Origin of the sequence: Acuticoccus yangtzensis (genome assembly GCF_001927245.1) — a bacterium.
Taxonomy (GTDB): Bacteria; Pseudomonadota; Alphaproteobacteria; order Rhizobiales; family Amorphaceae; genus Acuticoccus; species Acuticoccus yangtzensis.
The window spans coordinates 600,380-621,941 of sequence record NZ_MJUX01000001.1 but is presented as its reverse complement, the minus strand read 5'-3'; the positions used below and the strand labels follow the sequence as shown (position 1 = coordinate 621,941).

Genomic DNA, 21,562 nt, shown 5'->3' with positions numbered 1-21,562 from the left:
TCTCGCCGCACGCTCTTCTCACGGCGGCCGTCTGAACTCGTGCGGCTCAAAGCGGCGGATACGTGGCGAGATGAACCGCGACGATGGAGGACAGCCGCGGCGCCATGCGGTCCTTGACCGAACGGCATTGCGCACTCAGCGGCGCGAAGTGGCAAGACTGCGCGGCTGCGTACGGGACCTCGAGATCCAGCATGATCGCCGCCACGCCAAAATACTGATCACCCCGCGCCATGTGCGTGAGGAAGACGACGTCCGCTTCCGGATCACCACTGAAGGTCGGCCGTTGGTTGGCGTAACCCTTCCTCCGCACGACGAACCCGTCCCATCGATTTTGTGGCGCTCCGTAGGTTAGTGACGGGTCGATCATGAAGGGCCGGTTCGGCAAGCGTGAATTGATGGCGCCCTCGAACTCGGCCGACTTCTGCTGAACATCGAGCGTCCTCTGGAACGACGCGGCCTGATCCAATTGCCGTCCCTGGATCACGAAGGTGAGCGGGTCCATGCCGTCCGCAACGCAAGTGTCGCCGCTTGAGCGCAGCGCGCCCGCACGGACCGGGATGGCAACGGAGGCGCCACTCTCCTGATCGACGTAGCGTTGGAAGGCGTAGGTCCCGAGTTCGTCCGGCCCGATTTGCCACATCATCAATATTTGCTGCAGGCCCGCCACATCGTCGGTCAGCAAGCCGCCATCGGCCAGGGTGAAGCGGCCGGCGGGCGTGAGCACTGCGTCTCCGCATTCGACCCGCGCGTTGCGGCTGTCCGGCAACTCGGTCTGGTAGGCGAAGGCAAGTGATGTCGCTTGGTGGGCGAGGGGATGCGTAACGATGGGTGCGGTGGCGAGATCTTTCGCGTAGCGAGCCAGGACAGCCCAGACAACACCGCCCGCACCGGACCGAAGACCGCCGGAGCCGATCGCTCGCACAGACCCGCGACTGTCGATCAGCGGACCGCCCGAGTGTCCCGGAAGAAGGTTCCCGTCGAGGCGGATGATGCGGGTGTCGGGATCGAGCTCGCCGGAGCGAGCCAGCTCCCTCCGGGCGGAGTCGTTCAAGAGATCGCGCAGGCGTGCCCCGTCCCGGTCATTGGCGCTGGTCACACGAAGATGCTTGTCGTCGAGCGTGGGGGCGCCGAGTGCATAGCCGATGGCAGCGAGAATATCGTCGGTCGAGGGGACGCTTTCCTGCACCGGAAGGGGTGGAAGGCCCGTTTGCACTGGCAGCTGGAGTGAGATGAGGTCTTGCTCGGCAAGTTGGCGCAGGGGCTGTGCGTCAAAGGAGCGATTCAGCGCCTCGAACCTGACCTTGATGCGATTGCATCCTGCAACGACGTGGCGAGCCGTCAGGACCGTTTTGCCGTCGAGCCAGACGAACCCGGTCCCGATGCGCGCTGGTGTATCGCCGCTGCATCCAGACGCTTCGATGCGCCCGACAGAACGCTTCGCGGCATTCACGACATCCGCAGACGGCGCGGCGTCGACCGGCCCGACGCTGAGCCAGGCGGCAAGGATGACGATCATCCGACCCAAGCGCCGCTGGGCCGTCCGCGAGATAGGGTTGAGGTTCATGGTGCGCATAAGACTTGCCACGCAGTCTCAGCCACGGTCTCGGGATTGTGGGACGCGTCTTCTGCGAGAGGCTTGACCCGGCTCCAAGGCGGCTCCGACCGGGCCATTTCCTGAAGCCGCGTCTCGGCATCCGGAAAGAGGCCGGCGTCCAGCACGCCGCACAGGCTCCCGCCCGGCATGTCGAACAGGAGCGTGGCGGCCGTGGATGGTGCGTCGCTTTTTGTTGCTCCGGCCGGCGCGATCCGGGCCCGCTCGAATGCCACGATCGTTCGCGCTTCGGCTGGGGTGTAGCCGGCCGCGGTCCAACGTGCGACGGACGACTCGAGCGTGGGGCTCAAGATGTCATGGGTCCGCAGCATCAACCCTCCTCCGAGTCCCGGTAGAAGCGACAAAGTAAAGGCCAGAAGGGAGAGATTACGCTGCTTCTCATCTGCTGGGGTCGCCAGTTTTCCGCCGATGACGGCAGCAGCGAGTGTCAGTACGGCACCGATCAGAGACGAGACGACGGCACTTGCCGAAAGACCCACAAGGAGGCCAACCACCGCACCTGCTGCCGCGAGCGACAAGAGTTGCACTCATGACCTCCCAATGAATTGGGGCCCATCCGCCGTATGGGCGGAGCGAAGAATATCATCGCGAGTTGAGCACGAGGGGCCGAGAGCAGCAAGTTGCGCTGGATGAGTTCGCGGCTTGGGCAGGCCGTTCACAGGGGCGGGTCGGACGGGAAAACTGCAAGGCGGCATGACGTTCAGGGTCCGTATCGCACGGTGAGGCGGTCGGCGAAGACGCCGTTCTTGGAGAGGCGGCCCGAAGGACCGGAAGCGCGCCGCAGACGAGGCTGTTTCAACAGTGGTTTCAGGATCCGGTGCAACGTGGCTTCGTTCATCATCCGCCCGAAGCATTCGTGCAGGCCGTGGCCGAAGTGGATGTACTCGTGATCGAGCCGGTCGGGGTCGAACGTCTCGGGAGAGGGGAGGCGGCGCGGATCACGCATCGCGGAGGCGAACGCGGCGAAGACCTTCGTGCCGGCCGCCAGGGGAGTCTCCCGCGATGTGCCGCAGGCAATGGTGAGGTCGGCGGTGGCGACGCGCGGCAGAGCCGGTGCCAGCGGATCGAACCGCAGCGCCTCGCGCACGATCCTCCATAGCCGTTCGTCGTCGTCGGCGCGCGCGGCGGCGACGGCGGCCGACAGAGCGGTCGGTCTGCGCAGAAGCTGCTCCATGGCGTGAGGGATCACCATCGGCGGCTGCGGCGGCCCGCCGACCATCATGCAAAGCAGGTGCGTGCGGATGAAGGCGTCGGTGAACTGCGTCTCGCCCGCGGCCTGCAGCGCGAGACAGCGGGACATCACGTCGTCGGCACCGTTCAATCCGGCGGCCTTGCGACGGGCGATCTCGCCGTCGATGTGGGCGCGAAAGGCGGGGGCGATCTCGTCCACCTCGGCCCGCAGCGCGTGGTCGTCGGGGGAACCGGCGAATTGAAACTCGAAGAGCCGGGTCGCCCACACCTCGATGCGTCCCTCCGGAGGTCGCGGGATGCCGAGATAATCCGCATAAAGCTCGAAGGTCACGCGGCGGGCGAGATCGTCGACCACGTCCAAGCCGCCTTCGTGTGCGGCGACGGCGGTGGCCGCCAGTGTCTCCGCTCGCTCGCCCAGCCGTGCCAGATCGCCGGCATGCATGACCGTGCGCATCGCCTTGACGCCCGCGTCATAGTCCGGGCCGGCCCGCATGCCAAGGAAGAAGGGCTCGCCGCCGGTCAGGACGTCGATCTGCGCCTTGTACGGCGTATCGAACACGTCGTCGCGGCGGAATACCTCGAGCACATCATCGTACCGGGTGACGATGACGGTCGAACCGACCTTGAGGACAGGTCGGACGCGCCTCAGCACGGCCATGGCGCGCGGGGCCTGGCCCAAGAGACGGGCCGCCAGCCACGCCTTCATGCCGCGCGCCGGACGCAAGACGTGAGGAGAATTCAGCGCGCTCACAATTGGCCGAGATAGTTGAGGGCAGGGATGCTCGGCAAGAAGAAATATTCGCCGCCCGAAAACTGCACGAACGTCTCGACATGGATGCGCCGGCGCAGCGGGTCCTCCGGAATGGTCATCCAGCCGTCCGGCCCGATGAGCGGATCGGTCTCCTCGAACATGGTGTGGAAGTCGCTGTTCAGCAGCCACGTCTGCTGGATGAACTCGAACTGGCGCGCGATGTCCGTGTTCAGGCACATGAAGAGGAGGCCGCGTGAGGCCCCATCATCGACCCTCAGGTCGGCGCAGTTGGGGCCGTATTTGCGTCCGCGCCGCAAAATCCGGTGGTTGTTGGCGGCCTTCAGCAGCGTGGCCTTGGTGCTCTGTGTCGGGGCCAGAGAATCGCGCGGGTGGGCACGCCGCACATGGCTTCCGAGCGGACAGCCGAACCCGTGCCGATCCTCGTCGAAGAAGAGATAATCGTTGTCCGGCCGCGCGTCGCGGGTGAGCTGACGGCGGTTGCCGGGGCGGATGAGATGCCCTTCGCGGTCGCGGCCGACGACGCGCTCGGCGACCCAGTCTGACGTGACCTCGCGCGCCTCCGGCTCGTTCTCGCGGATGAGGGCGGCGGCGGTATCCATCGCGCGCCAGAAGGCGGCGACGTTCTGCGCCAGCTCCCGCACCACGAGGTAGCTGCCATTGCGGCCGAAATCGAAGAAGCCGCGCGCCTCGGGGTGCCGTGGGAGGCCGGCCTTGATCGGGCGTTGATCCTCCGTGCCGGCAACATCGCCGGGGACGACGGGTGCCGGAGCGATCTCCTGGTGGCCGTTCTCATAGCCCATCAGAAATTCGCCGAGGGGAACGCCCTGGACCGGATGCGGCTCCGTGGCGGGCGCGCCGTCCTTCAAGACGTGGCCGTTGCGGTCGTAGGGCTGGGGCTGGGACAGCCCGTCCGCAAAGCCGAAATGCTCGCGGCTGATCCCGCTCCTCTGCTCCACGTCGAGGAGGAGGGGCTGGGTGTGGACCACGCGGACATGATGCTCTTCCAGCACCGCCACGGCGGCGGCACACGTCGCATCGGCCTCCTCGTCGTTGCGCGAGTAGATCAAGAGCAGCGCATGGACGACGCCGCCGGTCACCGCCGTGCCGGTTTCCGGCTTCCCTTCCGACAGATCCACGCTGTAGGCGCGCACGTTCTTCTCGGCTTGACGCGGCGGGGTGTTGCCGCTCCAGCGCGGGCCGCCTTCGACGACCGTGTCGAGCCAGACGTCGCCGCGCCGGTCGCCGAGGCGTCTCAGCCTGTTCTCCTCCAGCATCCCTTCGCGAAACGGGGCCGAGAAGGAGGCGAGCGCGTTGGGGGCGAGGCCCATGCGTTGAAGACCGGTCCAGGTGAATGCGATCGCGGCGGCTTGGGGGAGGGCCTTCTCGGCGAGATCGCTGGCGACGGTGATGGGGACCACGCCCCGCAACGCCTTCAGCCATGCGCCGCCGCAATCGCTCGGCAGGCGCAGGAACAGGGCGCGCCCGGTCGGCAGACGACCGAACCCCGTCGCCACCAGCGCCTGTGTCGCCGCGGCGACGTCAGGGGCAAGTTTCCAGCTCGGATGTGCGGCTGACACGGGTCAGAGATCCTTCATCCAGGTGCGGCTGTCGGCGCGGTTCAGCGGGCCGTTGCGCAGACCTTCGGCGAGCCGGTGATTGCGCTCGATCTGATCGACCGAAAGATCGGGATAAGCCGAGTACCAGAAGCGGCTCACCGCGCGGGAGGCGAGGGCCCACGCCTTGAAACGCCGCCCATGGCTGGCGCCGTCGAAGATAAGGAAGCGTGTCGGCGGGAAACCGACCCCGCAGCCCCAGGCGAGCGTCAGGCCGACATGGGCTTTCTCGATGAAGTCGTCGAGATAGGAGCCCCAGCTCTGGTCGAAGTTGGAGAGGAAGAGCAGACGGCTGCCGTTGTTCAGGAAAGCCCAATGCGCGAAATGCACCGTGCGCATGCTTCCGAGGTAGCCGTTCGTCGCGGTCACCCTCAGAAGAAGGCCAAGGCCCATGTGGCCGTAGCGGATGATGATGCTGCGCAAAACGCCCGGACGGATCAGGACGATCGAGCCCATATGGTTTTGCGAGACCCAGTCCTCGTAACGCGCCATCTGCGTGGCGATGTCGTCGTCCACGTGCGGCGAGTCCTGCGAGTGGTCGCGCATCTCGAGCCGGCGGAGCCACCACACGAGGTACGGCGTGGTCGACACGATACCGAGGACGCCGAGGATGACCGCACGCGAGACCGGCCAGAGGAAAGCCTCCATCTCGCCCGTGAGCCCGGTGATCGCGCCGTAGAGGCCGACGAGGCTGAGCGCGACTGCCGTCAGCACCACGGTCAAGATGGCGGCCGGCAGCAGCAGCACCGACAGAACCAGCGGCGCATGCTTCAACAGGTAGCCGAGGAGGCTGAAGGTCGTCTTCACCTCCGTTCCGGGCAGCGGGGCGCGGTCTCGGGCGATGAGGTAGATCCCGACGAGGGCGAAGAGCGCCACGCCGGCGAGGTAGATGGGTGTCTGAAGGATCGCCGCCATGAGGATGCCGGGGATGGCGAGGGCTCCGACGACCATCGTGGCGAACAAGAACAGTCGGCTGATGTCCAAGAAGCGCTCGGTCCCGCTCACGCGCGGGGGGCCAGGCGTGCCGAGCCAGGGGTGCTCGGGCAGCATCTTTTGGTAGAGACGGTCCCGAACGTCTTCCGGTTCGGCGCCGCGGTAGGGCTGCGCTCCCTGGTTCTGTGGCTTGTCGAGTTCCTCGCGCAGGGCCCTGAACAGCTTGGCTTCGGCGATGATGCGGTCGCGCGTCAGGCCGCGGTTGCCGTGGTGAAAAACGCTCGGCCGCTGGGTGGACGCTTCGAGATAGGGTGCGACGGGCACCCGTGATCCCTCCGCGGTGATCGCGCAGTAGAGGTTGCGGGTTCGGTCGAAGGGCTCTTTGCAGCACCGCAGCATTTCGCGCAGATCCTCGCCCATCTGCGCTTCCAGCTGGGCCCAGAACGGTCCCGGTCGCCCGTCGAAATTGGCCTCGATGATAAAGATCGGGTCGAATGATTGATGCTCGAAGACGCTGAGCGACATGAAGTGCAGCGTGGGGACGGCCCGGCTGAGAAGCGCGAAGTTGTCGGCGGCGCCGATGTGCGGGCGATCTTCGCGGCGCCGCAAAAGCTCGATCAGCGCGGAGAGGCGTTCCGTGCTTTCGGGCCGAACGTCGAGCGGAACGCAAAGGGTCGTCTGGCGCATGGTTGAAATCCGTTCCGACCAATGCCGGTCCCACGCGGCAGTGTCGCGATAATCGTGATGCGGGCAGGGCCGCGGGGTATCGAAAAGACTTAAAACATGCAGGTTCAACGTGAACCTGCCACTCAATATTATCTTAAATTGCGCTGCATTGGAAGCATCTAAGGCTGTCGGCGATGCGGGCGCGCTGGGCATCGAGGCGGCGGCCGGGACCGAGGCTCATCATCGCAAAGGGTGCAGGAATGTCAGCGGCGGCCCGAGCAGTCGCCTTGAGGGTTGAGGCGCCCTCAAGCTTCCCGCGCGGCGCGAAATGATTGCAAAACCACCGACGCGTGAAGCCGGTAGCTGCTCCGGGCGGATTCCTCACCCATCAGCGACAACCGTCACAGCATTGCGCGGAGGCCAACATGAGCTGGCCTCGCAAGAAAATCATCAGATTGAAACGGGTGAGGAAAATGGTCGGAGCGGCGGGATTCGAACCCACGACCCCTTGACCCCCAGTCAAGTGCGCTACCAGGCTGCGCTACGCTCCGAGCAAGGCCAGCATCTAACGGGTTCACGGCGCGGGTGCAAGCATTTGCGACACGAACCTATCCGAATTCCACGAAGCTTCGTGACAGGGCCGTCCGCTAGGCTGATCCGGTCTCAGACAGGAGAGCCCCATGCGCCGATTGGTGGTCCTGGCGGTCATGAGCCTCGCCGCCGTGCTCGCCCACCCGTTCAGCCCGCGTTCGACCATCGAAATCACGATGACCTTCGATGGCCCGGTCGACCCCGCCCACGTCCGCGCCGCGCGCGACGGCGCCATCGTCGACGCGCTCGACACGTTCACCCCCGCCATGCTCGCCGCGATCCAGCCGGCTCATCCGGGAGCGGCGTTCGCGGACGACGGCCGCAGTCTCGCAGACGCCGCAACGGCGGGACAGGATGCGCGCATGGCCGATGTCGAACGCATGGTGCGCGCGGTGGAGGTCGAGCAGGAGGCGCCGGGAACCGTGCGGATCCGCGTCTCGTCGGGCCAGATGCTCGCAGGGCACACCATCGCCAGCGGGGTGCGCGACCGTCTCGCCGCCAGCGCCAGCAGCCAGCATTATCGCCTCACTCACACGACCGAGGGCCAATGGGGCCTCGCCGTCGCCTACGTCACCCTGGCCGCCAGCCTCGCCATCCTTCTGATCAAAGCCATCACCAGCCTCGGCAAGCGCCGAAACAAGGCGCGCCGCGCGTCGTGATCACTCGCGCTGCATCCATTTGATGAGGAGGCCGACCGGAATCACCCAGAGAAGCCCCGCCACGGCGTAGTAGCCGAGCTGCACGACGCCGCTGGTGCCCGGCAGCAGCCGCGCGGCCAACACCATCGCCATGAGGCAGTAAATCAGAAGGAAGCTCACCGTGATGATCGTTCCGATGAACTTGCGAAGCCTCATGCTCAAAGCGCGTCTCCTTCCCGTGCCGCGTGCCGGATCCTGAGCGGTGCGTACCGCCCGCTGGGCGCAGCGCGACCACCCGCCCGCCGATGCCTTCTCACGGATCGCGCCGGCGCCGGCAAGCCCGCGCCGCACGATCGTGCCGCGGCACGGGCGCGGCATGATGGCGCCGGCGAACAAAGGCTTTGGCAAGGGCGGCGGGCGGCGATAGATCTCGCCCCATGGATACGCAAAGCCTGCACTCCGACATTGCCAGAACCCGGCCCGCCCGAACCGAACGCGCACACCGCGCTGTCGTATGGTGGCTGCGCGTCGTGGCCGCCTTCGTCATCGCCACGCTGGTGGTCGGCGGCGGCACGCGGCTCACCGATTCGGGCCTCTCGATCACCGAGTGGGAGCCGATCGTCGGCGTGATCCCACCGCTCAGCGAGGCGGCCTGGCAGGACGCGCTCGCCCTCTACCGGCAGATCCCCGAATATCAGCTCGTCAACCGCGGCATGTCGCTCGACGAGTTCAAGGCCATCTTCTACTGGGAATGGGCGCACCGGCTGGTGGCGCGCTCCATCGGCCTCGTCTTCGCGCTGCCTCTCGCCTTCTTCTGGCTGCGCGGCATGCTTCCGGGGTGGCTGAAGCCGTGGGCGCTCGGCCTTTTGGCGCTCGGCGGCCTTCAGGGCGCGGTCGGCTGGTGGATGGTCACCTCGGGCCTCACCGAGCGGGTGGACGTGAGCCACTACCGCCTCGCGGTGCATCTGACGCTGGCATGTATCATCCTCTCCCTGGCGGTGTGGCTTTCCGCGCGGGCCGCGGGACGACGGGCGACGGCGGCGGCACCCGGCGCGGTGACCGCGCTCGGCAAGGTGCTGCCCTTCCTGGTGCTGGGGCAGATCTTCCTCGGCGCCCTCGTCGCCGGGATGGACGCCGGACTCGCCTCCGACGAGTGGCCCACCATGGCCGGCGCGCTGATCCCCGAAGGCCTCGGCAACCTTTCGCCCTGGTGGATGAACATGCTCGAAAATCCGCTGACCGTGCAGTTCGACCACCGCATCCTCGGCTATGTCGTCTTCCTCGCCGTCGTCGCGTTCGCGCTGGCGGCGTGGCGGGCGGGCGCCGTGCGGGGGGCCTCCGTGGCGCTCGCCGCCCTAGTCACCCTGCAGGTCGCCATCGGCGTCGCGGTCGTCGTCATGCGGGTCCCGCTGCATCTGGCGCTGACGCATCAGTTCGTGGCGGCCGTCATCCTGTGGGTCACGGTCGACACGTCGACCCGCCTGACCCGCCGCAAAGCCTGAGGCGGCATTCCACCACGCGAACGAAAAAGGCGGCCCCGAAAGGCCGCCTTCTTTGCGTCAGCGGCCGAGCGCCGTCAGGCGTTCAGCGCCTTGTCGAGGTCGGCGATGATGTCCTCGACCGTCTCCAGCCCGATCGACACGCGCACCACGTCCGGTCCCGCGCCCGCGGCGACCTTCGCCTCGGTGGAAAGCTGGCGATGGGTGGTCGACGCCGGGTGGATCACCAGCGAGCGCGTATCGCCGATGTTGGCGAGGTGCGAGAACAGCTCCAGGTTGGAGACCAGCGACACGCCCGCGTCGTAACCGCCGGCGAGGCCGAAGGTGAACACCGCGCCCGAGCCGTTCGGGCAATATTTCTTGGCCAGCTCGTGATACTTGTCGCCCGGAAGGCCCGGATAGCTGACCCACGACACCTTCGGGTGCGTCGACAGGAATTCGGCGACCTTCTGCGCGTTCTCGCAGTGGCGCTGCATGCGAAGCGCCAGCGTCTCGATACCGGTCAGCACCAGGAAGGCGTTCATCGGCGACAGCGCGGCGCCCAGGTCGCGCAGGCCGAGCACGCGCGCGGCGATGGCGAAGGCGAAGTTGCCGAAGGTCTCGGCCACCACCATCCCGTCATATTCCGGACGCGGTGCCGACAGCATCGGGTAGCGCGCGTCGCCGGCCCAGTTGAACGTGCCGCCGTCGACGATCACGCCGGCGATGGAGTTGCCGTGACCGCCGAGGAACTTCGTCGCCGAGTGGACGACGATGTCGGCGCCGTGCTCGAACGGGCGGATCAGATAGGGCGTCGCCATCGTGGAATCGACGATCAGCGGGACGTTGGCGGCCTTCGCCACCTTGGCGATCGCCTCGATGTCCATGATCACGCCGCCGGGGTTGGCGATGGACTCGATGAAGATGGCCTTCGTCTTGTCGGTGATGGCGGCGGCGAAGGAGGCGGGATCGTCCGCGTTCGCCCACTTCACATTCCAGCCGAAGTTCTTGAACGAGTGGGTGAACTGGTTGATCGACCCGCCGTACAGCTTGTTGGAGGCGACGAGTTCGTCGCCCGGCGTCATCAGCGTGTGGAGGACGTTGAGCTGCGCGGCGTGGCCTGAGGCGACGGCGAGCGCGGCCGTGCCGCCTTCAAGCGCGGCGACGCGCGCTTCCAGCACCGCGTTGGTGGGGTTGGTGATGCGGGTATAGATGTTGCCGAAGGCCTGCAGGCCGAACAGCGACGCCGCGTGGTCGACATCGTCGAACACGAACGAGGTCGTCTGGTAGATCGGCGTGGCGCGGGCGCCCGTCGTCGGGTCCGGCTGGGCCCCGGCGTGGATCGAGAGGGTGTTGAAGCCGGGCTCGTGAGCGGCCATGACGTTTCCTCCGTGAGTTTGGCCCTCTTCTCGGGCAACCCAGCGGCGGCGTCAAACGGTTGTGTTAATGTCGTGCCGACGGGGCTCCGACGGGCCTTCACCGGGCCAGTCCTGCACGCTGTCGGGCCTGTCCGGCGCGTTCGATCAGGTCTGCCGGGCGCTCCGGTGTCAGTCGGCGCCGGGGGCGGGGGCCGAACCGGATGGGGCCGTGCTCTGGTGGCGGGCGCGCACGGAGGCGATGGCGGCGGTGGCCGCCTTCATCGCCGCTTTCGCCTCGATCTTCCGGGCGAGCGGGCGGGTGCGGCGCAGCACGGTGGACATCTGCCGGCCGGTGCGCGTCTCCACGAAGGCAAAGCCCCGGTCGACCGGGCCGGACAGCGCGCGCAGGCGGCGCACATAAAGCCGTGCCGTCTGCGACAGGGTCACCAGCAGCACGATGCCGATGGCGAGCAAAGGCACGCCGGTCGGCAGTGGTGTGGGGGCGGTGATCGCCCCCACGATGAGGCAGACGATGCCGAGCGCAATCAGCATCGTTTTGCGAAAACTGTTGGGCACACGTTTCATATCAGCTCTGCCGCCCGAAGCGGGCGTGTTGTCTTAAGCCAACGACGACTTCACCCTAGCAGCTGGAGCCGTCTTCAGCGTGGTGCTTTTTCGAACACCATCACTTTCGAGACGAATGCTGCCCAACTGGCCACAAGCGTGAGGCCTCGCCCTTCGAACAGCCCGATCATGTCCTCCGTCACATAGGACCGGTAGTAGGGCTCGTGAAAAAGCTGAGGGAAGAGTTCGAGCAGGCCATCCAGCTCCAAGTTATCGCCTGTCTGTAAACTATCAATGACAATCAGACGACCGCCGGGTGACAAGACACGCGCCAGTTCACCCGCCACCAGCGGCCGCACCTTCGGCGGCAATTCGTGGAAAAGGTAGATGTTGGACACGAGGTCGAACGTATCCGCCGCGAAGGGCAGCGCTTCCGCCGCGCCGACGACCGCACCGCTCAGCGCCGCACCGCCCGCGCGCCGCACCCGCTGCCGCGCCAGCCCCAGATAAGGCTCCGACAGGTCGCTGGCGATCACCGGAAGGCGCGGGAAGGCGTGGCGAACATCGGCCAGGAAGGCGCCGGAGCCGGACGCGACGTCGAGCATCTTGAGGCGGCGCTGGTCGCGAGCGCGCACCATCTCGGCGATCGGCACCAGGCCCTGGCGGCGCATCGCGGCGGCCGCGCCGAAGAACAGCGTTTCGACCTGCGTGTCGTAGAGCTTTGCAGACTCCTCGCTCATCCACCCGTCGGTCTGGAAGTGGAAGTTCTGCATGTAATAACGCGGGCGCGTGGCGCCGCTGCGGTCCAGCTCCTGGTGCGATCCCGTGGCGCGGCGGCGCACGATCGCCGGAATGTCCTTCAGGTAGAGGTCGCGCCGGGCGAACATGCCGCGCAGCCCGTCCGGCTCGTCCTTCGGCATCGGGTAGAGCCCGGCTTCGATGTTGGCGAGATCGCGGGCGAGAAGCTGGCGAACCTGCTTCAGCAGCGTGGCCCGCTCCGGGACGCCCGCCGGCGCCTCGATGACCGGTTTGGGCGGCGGCGGCAGACCCTCGCCGGCCTCCCGTCCGGCGCGCACACCCGCACGGTTCTGCGCCGCGTACCAGCCGACGCGCGCCGCCTGGGTCAATCCGAACCGCGTCCGAAGGGCGAGCCGCTCCACTGGCGTCATCGTCATCGCTCCGTTGGCGTCAGCGCTTACGCCCGGTCGGCGTCAACGCTCGCGCTCGAGGGTTGCCACCACCTCGATATGGGCCGTGCCGACGAACTGGTCGACGGGCACCACCTGCGTGATTTTGTACCCGCCTTCGGTCAGCATCGCGAGGTCGCGGGCGAGCGTCGCGGGCTCGCAGGAGACGGCGGCGAGGCGCGGCACATCGGAGCGGGCGAGCTCGCGCGCCACCGCCTCGGCCCCGGCGCGGGGCGGGTCGAAGACGACGCCGTCGATCCCCTTCAGCTCCTGCGGCGACAGGGGATGGTGCATCAGGTTGCGGCTGACGGCGGTTAGGGCTCTGCGGCCGGTGGTGTGGGCCATCCCGGCCCGCAGCGCTTCGAGGGCGGGACCGTCGATCTCTGCCGCCAGCACCTTCGCCGAGGCGGTCAGCGGCACGGCGAAGGTGCCGAGGCCGCAGAAGAGGTCGGCCACGTTCTCAGCGCCCGCCATCGCCTCCGTGACGAGGCGGATCATCGCCGCCTCGCCGGCGCGGCTCGCCTGCAGGAAGGCGCCGGACGGGAAGGGGACGGCGACACCGGCGAACACCACCACCGGCGGCTCGGTCATAAAGGAGAGGTCACCGTCCACCATCACGCGCACGAGCGCGCCGGGGCCGGTCTCGGTCGGCGGTTCGATGAGCAGCGGGCCGGGCCCATCGCGCCGCTTGCCCTTGGCGCCGCGCGGCGGCTTGCGGCGCGCGGGGGTCTTCGTCTCGCGGGTGATGGTGAGGTCGACGCCGTTCGCCGTCAGCGTCGCGGTCATGCGAGCGCGCCCTCCCGCGGCCGCCGCGGTGCCGATGGCGCGGATGCGCGGCAGGGCGGCGGCAAGGTCCGGGTCCAGCGCCGGACAGAAGGCGACGTCCACCACCTCGTGCGAGCGGGCGGCCTGGTAGCCGATCTTCACGCCGCCCTTGTCGTGCACGGCCGTGAACGTGGCGCGGCGGCGGCTGGCGAAAGGCAGGCGCAGGAGCGGCGACACCGCCGCCGTGACACCGCGCCCGGCGAGCGCCGCGGCCACGTGGCGCTCCTTCTCGGCCGCGTAGAGGTCGGCGGGGCGGTCCAGATGGCTGCACCCGCCGCAGCGGCCGAACAGCGGGCAGGTGCCGACGGGCGCCTCGGCGGCGGCCGCGTTCACGCGGTCACCCCCGCCGCCGCGCCGGTCTTCACCCCGGCGACGAGGAATTCGCGGTTGCCGTCGCCGCCTTCGATGGGCGAGTAGATCGCCGCCTCCAGGCGCCAGCCGAGCGCGGCGATGGTGGCGGTGACGTCCGCCAGCGCCGCATCGGCAGCCGCCGCGTCCCGCACGATGCCGCCTTTGCCGATCGCCTCGCGCCCCACCTCGAACTGCGGCTTGACGAGGGCGACGAGACGCGCGCCCGGCACCGCGAGGCCGAGTGCCGGCGGCAGCGCCAGCTTCAGCGAGATGAAGCTCACGTCCGACACGACGAGGTCCGGCGCGAAGGGGAGATCGTCGGCCATGAGATGGCGCGCGTTGAGCCCCTCGATGACGTGGACGCGCGGGTCGGCGCGCAGCTTCGCGGCGAGCTGGTCGTGGCCGACGTCGAGCGCGATCACCTCCGCCGCGCCGCGCGCCAGGAGCACCTCGGTGAAGCCGCCGGTGGAGGCGCCGATGTCGAGCGCCCGGGCGCCTTCCGGGTCGATCCCGTAATGGTCGAGCGCGGCGACGAGCTTGTGGGCGGCGCGGCTCACCCATGCCTCGCCCGCCGTCTGAAGTCGCGCGTCCTCGGCGACGCGCAGGGCGGCTTTGGTGACGACGGTGCCGTCCACGGTGACGGCGCCGCGCAGGATCGCCTCGCGCGCCTGGCTGCGGGTGCGGCTGAGGCCGCGCGCCACAAGGGCCTGGTCGAGACGCATCACAGCGTGCTCCGGGCGCGGAAGGGCGGCAGGATGGGGAGGACAGCGAGGCGCATCATGGCGCCTCTATAGCGCCTCGTTCCGTGCAATCGAAGGGGTGAATGGTGCTGCCGCGGTTCGGCGCTGGCGGCCGGGCTGGTCGGCGCGCCGATGGCGGCGCCGCAGGGAGACCGTCATGCCGATGAGTGCGGCGCGGGGAGTCCGGGGCGCCAAAGAGCGGCGCAGGCGGGGGTCAGCCGCAGATGAGTTGGCCGAACTCCGTCATCACGGCGAAGATCGTGGCGCCCATGGTCAGCCACATCGTCACCCCGAGGGCGAGGAGGAAGACCGCCGCGGTGATGGAGACTGCCGCCGCCGTGTTCATCCCGTTCGCCTCATTCCGTTCACCTCATCCTGCTCGCAGTGCCGGACTGTCCTCGTCCCACCCGCCTCATCCCTCGATCAGCGCCTTCAACTGGTCGACCGCCTGGTTCGTCGCCCGCGCGGTCAGCTCCTCGTTCTGCCGCGTGGAGAACGGGGTGAACGGGATGAAGCCCGCGAACGCGCCGTCTTCGTCGAACAGCAGCGTGTCGGCGGTGTGGTTCATCGTATAGTCGCCTTCGCCGAGGGGAACCTTACCATAGATGATGCCGTAATTCTCCGCCATCTGCTCCAGCGCCTCCAGCGACGTCGGAACCAGCCCCACGACGCGGTCGTCGAACGCCTCGATATAGCGCCCCAGCACCTCCGGCGTGTCGCGCTCGGGGTCGACGGTGACGAACACGACGGCGATCTCGTCCGCCTCGTCACCCAGCGCGTCGAGCCATTGCTGCGCCTCCAGGAGCGCGGTCGGGCACACGTCCGGGCAGTGGGTGAAGCCGAAGAAGACCGCCATCGGCTTGCCGCGGAAATCCGCCTCGGTGACGGTGGCGCCCTGGGTGGTGAGGGCGGTGAAGGGGCCGCCCGCGTTCTCGTACTTGGCGCGGTGCTGGGCCGCGCCGAGCGGGCTCGACGCCACCATCGGCTCGTTGGTGAGAAGCCGCCCGACGGTGACACCGGCCACCACCGCGCCGAGAACGAGGACGAGTCCCCAAAGGACGAGGCGGATGGTTCTCATGGCAGGGCTTCCCTCAGTGCTTCGTGTCGCTGCTATCGCCCGTCACGGTGTCGGCGGAAAGGGGCTCGCCGGGGGGCTGCGACGATTGGGGCGCCTCGATCGTGTCGTCGGCGTTCTCGATCCGCTCCGCCTCGTCGATCTCCAATGCCGAGAAGCCGACCGGCACCTCCATCGACGGATCGTCCTCGTCGATCAGCTCCGGCGTGATCGCGCCGCCGACCACCGCGGTCGCGGCATAGTCGAAGTCGGTGCGCATCTCTTCTTCCGGGCGGCTGCGCATGGTGATGCGGGCCGAGACGAAGAGGGCGAGGAATATGGCGCTGCCGGCGATGGTGAGGAAGAGCCCGCCCGGACCCATGAACGCCATCAAGGTGGAGCCGACAAGCGGGCCGATGATCGACCCGACGCCGAACACGATGAGGAGCGCGGCCGAGGTCGGGACGATGTTCTCCTGCGGCGTCCAGTCATAAGCGTGGGCCGCGGCGACGGAATAGATCGGCAGCATGGCGAGGCCGACGACGAAGCCGAGGCCGAGGATGACGATGCCGGGCAGGAAGCTCGCAAAGGCGAGCAGGAAGGCGATGGCGGCCGTCGCCGCGGAGGCGCCGAGGAGCACCAGACGGCGGTCGAAGAAGTCCGACAGGCGGCCGAGAGGATATTGACCGATCGCCCCGCCGAGCACGCAGGCGGAGACGAAGATCGCCGCCTCGTCGGTGCGGAAGCCGGAATCGACCGCGAAGATGGAGCCGAGGCCGTTGAACGAGCCGACCATCATCCCGGACATGAACGAGCCGACGAAGGCCGCGGGGGCGACCGACCAGAGAAGTCCCGGATCGAACTTCACCACCGGGATTGGCGCCGGCTGGCTCGCCCGCGTCAACGCCACCGGAACGGCGGCGACGGACAGCATGATCGAGCACAGCGCGAAGAGGGCGAAGGACGAGATGGGCTGCACCGCCACGCCCATCTGGCCGATCGAGATCATCGCATAGGTGATGACGATGTAGGCGCTCATCACCACGCCGCGGGTGGCGTTCGTCGCCTTGTCGTTCAGCCAGCTCTCGATGATGACGAGGACGCCCGCGATGCAGAAGCCAGTGGCGCAGCGGAAGACCATCCACGACACCTCGTCCGTCACCAGCGGGAAGGAGAGGGCGGCGGCCGACACAAGCGACACCATGGCCGCGAAGGCGCGGATGTGGCCCGCGCGCAGGATGAGATAGGGCGCGAAGATGCAGCCCGCGACGAAGCCGAGATAATAGGTGGAGCTGAGAAGGCCGATGGCGACGCGCGAAAATCCCTCGAGGTCCGCGCGCAGCGGGATGAGGGTCGCCTGCAGTCCGTAGCCGAGATAGAGCAGCGCCGTGCCGAGCAGCAGCGCCGCGACCGGAGCGAGCGCGGCGCCGACGCTGACGCGCTCCTCGCTCTGAATGACAGTTCCGCTCGACATACGCCACTCTCTTGGGACTGAGCCAATGCCCGGCGATATCGTGGCCGGAGAGGCGATGTCGAGAGGTAAAATTCCCCTTTGCCCCAATCGTGACCCGGCGCCCCAAGCCCCGGTTCAGCCCCGGCGCGGGGCACGCTCTCGCGACGGGTGCCGGGAGCAGGCAGCGCGACGGCTGCGGAGGGTCCGGCGGAAGGCGACCGCCGGCAGGGGCCGGGTCAGAACGGAATGTCGTCGTCGTCGAGCGCTGCGGGCCGGGGGGAGGCCGGGGCCGCCGGGGCGGGACGGCGCGCGGCGGAGCGGGCGGCGGGCGCGGCCGGCTCCTTCTTGTCGAGAGGTTCGGTGCCGGACGGCTCGCCCGTCGCCTTCATGCGGACCTTCTCGACCCGCATCTCGGCATTCTTGAGGAGGCTGTCGCAGCGCCCCTTCAGCGCCTCCCCGCGCTCGTAGAAGGCGATGGATTCCTCCAGCGGAACGTTGCCCTTCTCCAGCATGTCGACGATCTCTTCCAGCTCGCCCATGGCGGCCTCGAAGGTCATGGTCGCAACGTCGGGGCGGTCCATCATGGCGGGCTCCTCAGGCGGTCATCAGCGCGCCGACATGGCCGGCAACACAGCGGCCGAGCGCGGCAAGGTCATAGCCCCCTTCGAGCGAGGAGACGAGCCGACCCTCGCAAGTGCGGTCCGCGAGGTCCATCATTCGCTCGGTGATCCACACGAAATCGGCGTCCGACAGGCGAATGTTGGCGAGCGGATCGTCGTCGTGAGCGTCGAACCCGGAGGAGAGGATGAGAAGCTCCGGCTTGAACGCCGAGAGGGCCGGCATCACCGCTCCGTCGAACAGCGTGCGGTAGAGCGAGCCCGGCGTTCCGGGCGGCAGCGGTACGTTGAGAATGTTGCCGCGGCCGCGCTCGTTCGCCTCGCCGGTGCCGGGATAAAGCGGCACCTGGTGGGTGGAGGCGTAGAACACCGTCGGATCGTCCCAGAAGATATCTTGCGTGCCGTTGCCGTGGTGCACGTCGTAGTCGACGATGGCGACGCGCTTGATGCCGTGGACGCGCTGGGCATGGCGCGCGGCGATGGCGACGTGGTTGAGGAAGCAGAAGCCCATCGCCCGCGTCTTCTCGGCATGGTGGCCGGGCGGACGGCCGATGACGAAAGCGTTCTTCGTCTCCCCCGCGAACACGGCATCGACCGCCGCCATGGCGCAGCCCGACGCGGTGCGCGCGGCCCGCATGGTGAAGGGGCCGATCGCGGTGTCCGCGTCGACAGCGACGAGGCCTTCATCTGGCACCATGGAATCGAGGTCGGCGATGTGCGCCTCGGGGTGGACGGCGAAGACGGCATCGGCCGGCACCGGACCCGCGGTGCGGCGCTCCAGCGGCTCGAACTTGGGGTGGGCAAGGGCGCGCTCGGCGGCGGCGAAACGCTCGGCGCATTCCGGATGGCCGGAGGGCGTCTTGTGGCGGCCGAACACGGGGTCGGTGTAGATGATCGTCATCAGGCTCCGTCACCTTCTGATGGGAGACGTGATCGAGGGGCCGGATCGCCGGCGGGCGTCTCGTTAGGCGTCCGGGCCGCCGCTCGCGGGTGCGCCCGTTGTCGGGCCGCCGCTCGCTGGACTGTCCGGGCGCGGGGCTGCGGCGCGCATCAGCCGGTCGCGGATGGCAAGGCCGATCCCTTCGGCGGGGATCGGCGAGACGGCGATGGAGGCCGCCCCCGTGGCGTCGAGGCGCCGCAATCCTTCGTAGAGGCCGCGGGCCGCTTCGTCGAGGTCGCAGTTGAGCGAGAGGCGGAACGTGCGCTCCGGCGCGGCGGCGGACGTCTCCGCCCCGAAGGCGAGCCACGCCTCGTCCGCGCCGACGTCGGCCGCGGCGACGTCGAGCCGCACCTTGGCGTCCGGCGCATAATGAGACGCGAGAAGGCCCGGCGAGCGGAGCGGCGCACCGCCGTCCGCCGCGGGCCCGGTGGCGACGGTGCCGAGCCGGGCGGCGAGCGCGGCAAGGCTCGTCGCGCCGGGCCGCAGCAGGCGCGGCGGCGTCGCCGTGAGGTCGACCACCGTCGATTCCAACCCCACCGGGCATGGCCCCGCGTCGACGATGAGGTCGATCACCGCGCCCAGCTCCTCGGCGACCGCGGCCGCCGTGGTGGGGGACACGCGGCCGGAGCGGTTGGCGCTCGGCGCGACCAGCGGCCCCGCCGCGGCGCACACGGCGCGAAAGAGGGGAGAGGCGGGGATGCGCACCGCCACCGTGGTGCCGCCGGCGAGCGCGGCGGGGGCGATGGCGGCGGCGTCGGTCAGCGGCAGAACCGCGGTGAGGGGGCCAGGCCACAGGTCCGCGAGGGCCGCGGCGGCCGACGTGTCCGCAAAGGTCGCCGCCTGCTCGAGGCTCGCGACGTGGACGATCAAGGGGTTGGAGGAGGGGCGGCCCTTCGCCGCGTAGATCCGCGCCACGGCCCCCGGCGACGCGGCCAGCGCGGCGAGGCCATAGACCGTCTCCGTCGGCAGCGCGGCGAGCCCGCCGGCGCGAAGGACGTCCGCCGCACGCGCGGCCGCGGCCGCCTCGTCCGCTGACGAATCAACTCTTTGCGCACCGCAAAGGGTGCCACCTGCGATCGGAGCGCCTATTGTCATGGGCGAGTTATACGGGGGGAGACACGATGACGTACACTGCTGCCGTCGAGGAGATGCTGTTTGCGCTTGAAAAGGTGGCGGGTCTGGCCGAAGCGCGCGATGCCGGGGCGATCGACCTCGGCGAGGACGACGCGCTCGCCATCCTGACCGAGGCGGGCCGCTTCGCCGAAGACCACCTCGCCCCGCTGAATGCGGTGGGCGACCGCGAGCATTCCCGCCGCGACGGCGCCGAGGTGCACACCCCCGCCGGTTGGGAGAAGGCCTATGATGCGTGGGTCGAGGCCGGCTGGGGCTCGCTGACGGGCGAGGAGGAGTATGGCGGCCAGGGTCTTCCGATGGCGCTGCAGATCGTCCTGACCGACATTCTGAACCAGGCCAACCCCGCCTTCGCGCTCAACCCGCTGTTGACCGTGGGCGCAGTGGAAGCGTTGCAGGCCCACGCCTCGGACGCGCTGAAGGCCACCTACCTGCCCAAGATGATCGCCGGCACCTGGACCGGCACGATGAACCTCACCGAGCCGCAGGCGGGGTCCGACCTCGGCACGCTGAAGTCGAAGGCGGTGCCGGAGGATGACCACTACCGCATCTTCGGCCAGAAGATCTTCATCTCCTACGGCGAGCATGACCTGACCGAGAACATCATCCACCTCGTTCTCGCCCGCCTGCCGGACGCGCCGGAGGGGACGCGCGGCATCTCGCTCTTCCTGGTGCCGAAATTCCTCGTGAACGCGGACGGCTCGCTGGGCCCGCGCAACGATGTCGAGTGCGTCGGCGTGGAGGAGAAGCTCGGGATCCACGCCTCGCCCACATGCACCATGGCCTATGGTGCCAAAGGTGAGGGCGCGGTCGGCTACCTCGTCGGCCAGCCGGGGCGCGGCCTCAATGCGATGTTCACGATGATGAACAACGCGCGCGTGTCGGTCGGCATGCAGGGGGCCGCGGTGGCCGAGATGGCGACGCAGCGCGCCATCGCCTTCGCCGCCGAGCGGCGCCAGGCCAAAGCCGAGACGTGGACCGGGGAGGGCGCCGCTCCGATCGCCTACCACCCGGACGTGAAGCGTATGCTCCTCACCATGCGCGGCCTGACGCGGGCGGCGCGGGCGATCTGCTATGCCTGCGCCGTCGCCATCGACCGCGGTCGCCCCGGCAAGCCGGACGCCGCCTTCTGGAAGTCCCGCGCCGACCTTCTGACGCCGATCGCCAAGGCCTTCGCGTCGGACATCGGCTGCGAAGTCTCATCGCTGGGCGTTCAGGTGCACGGCGGCATGGGTTACGTGGAGGAGACCGGCGCGGCGCAGCATTTCCGCGACGCGCGCATCTTCACCATCTACGAGGGCACCAACGGCATCCAGGCGATCGACCTCGTGCGGCGCAAGATCACGCTCGAGGACGGGGCGGTGCTGGCGGCCTATCTCGGCGAGCTGCGGCAGATCGCCGAGGCGGCGCGCGGGGCCAACGACCTCTCCCTGGCCGGTGCGGCGCGCCATCTCGACACGGCGATCGGCGCCGTGGAGGGCGCGGCGGAGGCGCTGCGCGGCGCGCTCGCGGCCGGCGAGGTGGACAAGGCGCTCGCCGGTGCGACGCCGTTCCTGCGCGCCATGGGGCTGACGGCGGGCGGCGCCTATCTCGTCAAGGCGGCGCTGGCGTCGGAGAACGAAGCCGCCGCCGCGCGCGCCGGCCTCGCCCGCTTCTTCGCCGATTCGCTGGTCATCACGGTTCCGGCCCTCACCACCAACGCGGTGGAGGGCTCCGCCGACGTACTCGCGGCGACGCCGGACATCCTGGCCGCCTGATCGGCCGAACTGAACCCCCGGCGCGGGGGCCGGGCGCGGCGCCTGTTCCGCGGGGGCCGCGCGACGAAAAAAGGCCGCGCCATCGGGCGCG

19 protein-coding genes, 1 tRNA gene and 1 pseudogene are annotated in these 21,562 nt (G+C 68.8%); 3 read left to right on the top strand and 18 right to left on the bottom strand.

Annotated elements, in window-relative coordinates; translation table 11 throughout:
* Nucleotides 1-46 precede the first annotated feature (46 nt).
* The 6 genes from BIX52_RS02740 to BIX52_RS02715 all read right to left on the bottom strand — a co-directional run bounded on the left by BIX52_RS02740 (nucleotide 47) and on the right by BIX52_RS02715 (nucleotide 7,338).
* Complete coding sequence (locus tag BIX52_RS02740) at nucleotides 47-1,573, bottom strand: S1 family peptidase (RefSeq protein WP_075219441.1); 1,527 nt, start codon at nucleotides 1,571-1,573, stop codon at nucleotides 47-49.
* A complete protein-coding gene (locus tag BIX52_RS22705; RefSeq protein WP_139312698.1) occupies nucleotides 1,561-2,139 on the bottom strand; it encodes a hypothetical protein in 579 nt (192 codons plus the stop codon). Before BIX52_RS22705 ends, BIX52_RS02740 begins: the two co-directional genes overlap by 13 nt.
* A 173-nt stretch (nucleotides 2,140-2,312) precedes the next feature.
* Entirely contained in the window at nucleotides 2,313-3,509 is a 1,197-nt protein-coding gene (locus BIX52_RS02730; RefSeq protein ID WP_075219439.1) for a cytochrome P450, read from the bottom strand.
* A 41-nt stretch (nucleotides 3,510-3,550) separates the two neighbouring features.
* Entirely contained in the window at nucleotides 3,551-5,152 is a 1,602-nt protein-coding gene (locus BIX52_RS02725; RefSeq protein WP_075219438.1) for a Dyp-type peroxidase, read from the bottom strand.
* A gap of 3 nt (nucleotides 5,153-5,155) precedes the next feature.
* Nucleotides 5,156-7,000: a hypothetical protein gene (locus BIX52_RS02720; RefSeq protein WP_139312697.1), complete on the bottom strand. Its 1,845-nt coding sequence runs from the start codon at nucleotides 6,998-7,000 to the stop codon at nucleotides 5,156-5,158.
* Between the two features lie 261 nt (nucleotides 7,001-7,261).
* Nucleotides 7,262-7,338: transfer RNA gene (locus BIX52_RS02715), tRNA-Pro, on the bottom strand.
* A 129-nt stretch (nucleotides 7,339-7,467) separates the two neighbouring features.
* On the opposite strand from BIX52_RS02715, the gene BIX52_RS02710 reads away from it, so the two are divergent.
* Nucleotides 7,468-8,037: a hypothetical protein gene (locus tag BIX52_RS02710; RefSeq protein ID WP_075219436.1), complete on the top strand. Its 570-nt coding sequence runs from the start codon at nucleotides 7,468-7,470 to the stop codon at nucleotides 8,035-8,037.
* Here BIX52_RS02710 and BIX52_RS02705 read toward each other — a convergent pair whose 3' ends face one another.
* Entirely contained in the window at nucleotides 8,038-8,232 is a 195-nt protein-coding gene (locus BIX52_RS02705; protein ID WP_075220122.1) for a DUF2842 domain-containing protein, read from the bottom strand.
* 221 nt (nucleotides 8,233-8,453) lie between these two features.
* Here BIX52_RS02705 and BIX52_RS02700 point away from each other — a divergent pair, with 221 nt between their 5' ends.
* Complete coding sequence (locus BIX52_RS02700; protein WP_075219435.1) at nucleotides 8,454-9,518, top strand: COX15/CtaA family protein; 1,065 nt, start codon at nucleotides 8,454-8,456, stop codon at nucleotides 9,516-9,518.
* A 74-nt stretch (nucleotides 9,519-9,592) separates the two neighbouring features.
* Here the strand turns inward: BIX52_RS02700 and BIX52_RS02695 are convergent, their stop codons facing one another.
* The 11 genes and pseudogenes from BIX52_RS02695 to BIX52_RS02650 all read right to left on the bottom strand — a co-directional run bounded on the left by BIX52_RS02695 (nucleotide 9,593) and on the right by BIX52_RS02650 (nucleotide 19,678).
* The gene (locus tag BIX52_RS02695; RefSeq protein WP_075219434.1) at nucleotides 9,593-10,873 is read right to left on the bottom strand and encodes an O-acetylhomoserine aminocarboxypropyltransferase; all 1,281 of its coding nucleotides are present in this window, start codon (nucleotides 10,871-10,873) and stop codon (nucleotides 9,593-9,595) included.
* Between the two features lie 168 nt (nucleotides 10,874-11,041).
* Entirely contained in the window at nucleotides 11,042-11,437 is a 396-nt protein-coding gene (locus BIX52_RS02690) for a hypothetical protein (RefSeq protein WP_139312696.1), read from the bottom strand.
* 74 nt (nucleotides 11,438-11,511) lie between these two features.
* Complete coding sequence (locus tag BIX52_RS02685; RefSeq protein WP_075219432.1) at nucleotides 11,512-12,591, bottom strand: class I SAM-dependent methyltransferase; 1,080 nt, start codon at nucleotides 12,589-12,591, stop codon at nucleotides 11,512-11,514.
* Nucleotides 12,592-12,627: 36 nt separating this feature from the next.
* Complete coding sequence (locus BIX52_RS02680) at nucleotides 12,628-13,761, bottom strand: class I SAM-dependent RNA methyltransferase (RefSeq protein ID WP_075219431.1); 1,134 nt, start codon at nucleotides 13,759-13,761, stop codon at nucleotides 12,628-12,630.
* Nucleotides 13,758-14,501 (bottom strand): TlyA family RNA methyltransferase, encoded by a 744-nt coding sequence (locus tag BIX52_RS02675; protein WP_075219430.1) that lies wholly within the window; start codon nucleotides 14,499-14,501, stop codon nucleotides 13,758-13,760. The genes BIX52_RS02680 and BIX52_RS02675 overlap by 4 nt, the downstream gene beginning before the upstream one ends.
* Before the next feature lie 232 nt (nucleotides 14,502-14,733).
* Nucleotides 14,734-14,865, bottom strand: coding sequence for a hypothetical protein (locus tag BIX52_RS23890; RefSeq protein WP_281249172.1), 132 nt, complete (start codon nucleotides 14,863-14,865; stop codon nucleotides 14,734-14,736).
* A 66-nt stretch (nucleotides 14,866-14,931) separates the two neighbouring features.
* A complete protein-coding gene (locus BIX52_RS02670; protein WP_075219429.1) occupies nucleotides 14,932-15,597 on the bottom strand; it encodes an SCO family protein in 666 nt (221 codons plus the stop codon).
* Between the two features lie 13 nt (nucleotides 15,598-15,610).
* Nucleotides 15,611-17,047: an MFS transporter gene (locus BIX52_RS02665; RefSeq protein WP_075219428.1), complete on the bottom strand. Its 1,437-nt coding sequence runs from the start codon at nucleotides 17,045-17,047 to the stop codon at nucleotides 15,611-15,613.
* Between the two features lie 326 nt (nucleotides 17,048-17,373).
* Nucleotides 17,374-17,610, bottom strand: a pseudogene (locus BIX52_RS02660) (exodeoxyribonuclease VII small subunit); the annotation flags it as partial.
* 10 nt (nucleotides 17,611-17,620) lie between these two features.
* Nucleotides 17,621-18,544, bottom strand: a complete 924-nt coding sequence (locus BIX52_RS02655; RefSeq protein ID WP_205647678.1) for a histone deacetylase family protein — start codon at nucleotides 18,542-18,544, stop codon at nucleotides 17,621-17,623.
* Between the two features lie 63 nt (nucleotides 18,545-18,607).
* A complete protein-coding gene (locus BIX52_RS02650; protein ID WP_083659958.1) occupies nucleotides 18,608-19,678 on the bottom strand; it encodes an L-threonylcarbamoyladenylate synthase in 1,071 nt (356 codons plus the stop codon).
* A gap of 26 nt (nucleotides 19,679-19,704) precedes the next feature.
* Here BIX52_RS02650 and BIX52_RS02645 point away from each other — a divergent pair, with 26 nt between their 5' ends.
* Nucleotides 19,705-21,471 (top strand): acyl-CoA dehydrogenase family protein, encoded by a 1,767-nt coding sequence (locus tag BIX52_RS02645; protein WP_075219425.1) that lies wholly within the window; start codon nucleotides 19,705-19,707, stop codon nucleotides 21,469-21,471.
* Nucleotides 21,472-21,562 lie beyond the last annotated feature (91 nt).

Excerpts from the sequence above, each read along its gene's own strand:
- BIX52_RS02740 (WP_075219441.1), bottom strand. The coding sequence starts at position 1,573 with ATGCGCACCATGAACCTCAACCCTATCTCGCGGACGGCCCAGCGGCGC.
- BIX52_RS02730 (WP_075219439.1), bottom strand. The coding sequence starts at position 3,509 with ATGAAGGCGTGGCTGGCGGCCCGTCTCTTGGGCCAGGCCCCGCGCGCC.
- BIX52_RS02720 (WP_139312697.1), bottom strand. The coding sequence starts at position 7,000 with ATGCCCAGCGCGCCCGCATCGCCGACAGCCTTAGATGCTTCCAATGCA.
- BIX52_RS02710 (WP_075219436.1), top strand. The coding sequence starts at position 7,468 with ATGCGCCGATTGGTGGTCCTGGCGGTCATGAGCCTCGCCGCCGTGCTC.
- BIX52_RS02705 (WP_075220122.1), bottom strand. The coding sequence starts at position 8,232 with ATGAGGCTTCGCAAGTTCATCGGAACGATCATCACGGTGAGCTTCCTT.
- BIX52_RS02700 (WP_075219435.1), top strand. The coding sequence starts at position 8,454 with ATGGATACGCAAAGCCTGCACTCCGACATTGCCAGAACCCGGCCCGCC.
- BIX52_RS02695 (WP_075219434.1), bottom strand. The coding sequence starts at position 10,873 with ATGGCCGCTCACGAGCCCGGCTTCAACACCCTCTCGATCCACGCCGGG.
- BIX52_RS02690 (WP_139312696.1), bottom strand. The coding sequence starts at position 11,437 with ATGAAACGTGTGCCCAACAGTTTTCGCAAAACGATGCTGATTGCGCTC.
- BIX52_RS02685 (WP_075219432.1), bottom strand. The coding sequence starts at position 12,591 with ATGACGATGACGCCAGTGGAGCGGCTCGCCCTTCGGACGCGGTTCGGA.
- BIX52_RS02675 (WP_075219430.1), bottom strand. The coding sequence starts at position 14,501 with ATGCGTCTCGACCAGGCCCTTGTGGCGCGCGGCCTCAGCCGCACCCGC.
- BIX52_RS23890 (WP_281249172.1), bottom strand. The coding sequence starts at position 14,865 with ATGAACACGGCGGCGGCAGTCTCCATCACCGCGGCGGTCTTCCTCCTC.
- BIX52_RS02670 (WP_075219429.1), bottom strand. The coding sequence starts at position 15,597 with ATGAGAACCATCCGCCTCGTCCTTTGGGGACTCGTCCTCGTTCTCGGC.
- BIX52_RS02665 (WP_075219428.1), bottom strand. The coding sequence starts at position 17,047 with ATGTCGAGCGGAACTGTCATTCAGAGCGAGGAGCGCGTCAGCGTCGGC.
- BIX52_RS02655 (WP_205647678.1), bottom strand. The coding sequence starts at position 18,544 with ATGACGATCATCTACACCGACCCCGTGTTCGGCCGCCACAAGACGCCC.
- BIX52_RS02650 (WP_083659958.1), bottom strand. The coding sequence starts at position 19,678 with ATGACAATAGGCGCTCCGATCGCAGGTGGCACCCTTTGCGGTGCGCAA.
- BIX52_RS02645 (WP_075219425.1), top strand. The coding sequence starts at position 19,705 with ATGACGTACACTGCTGCCGTCGAGGAGATGCTGTTTGCGCTTGAAAAG.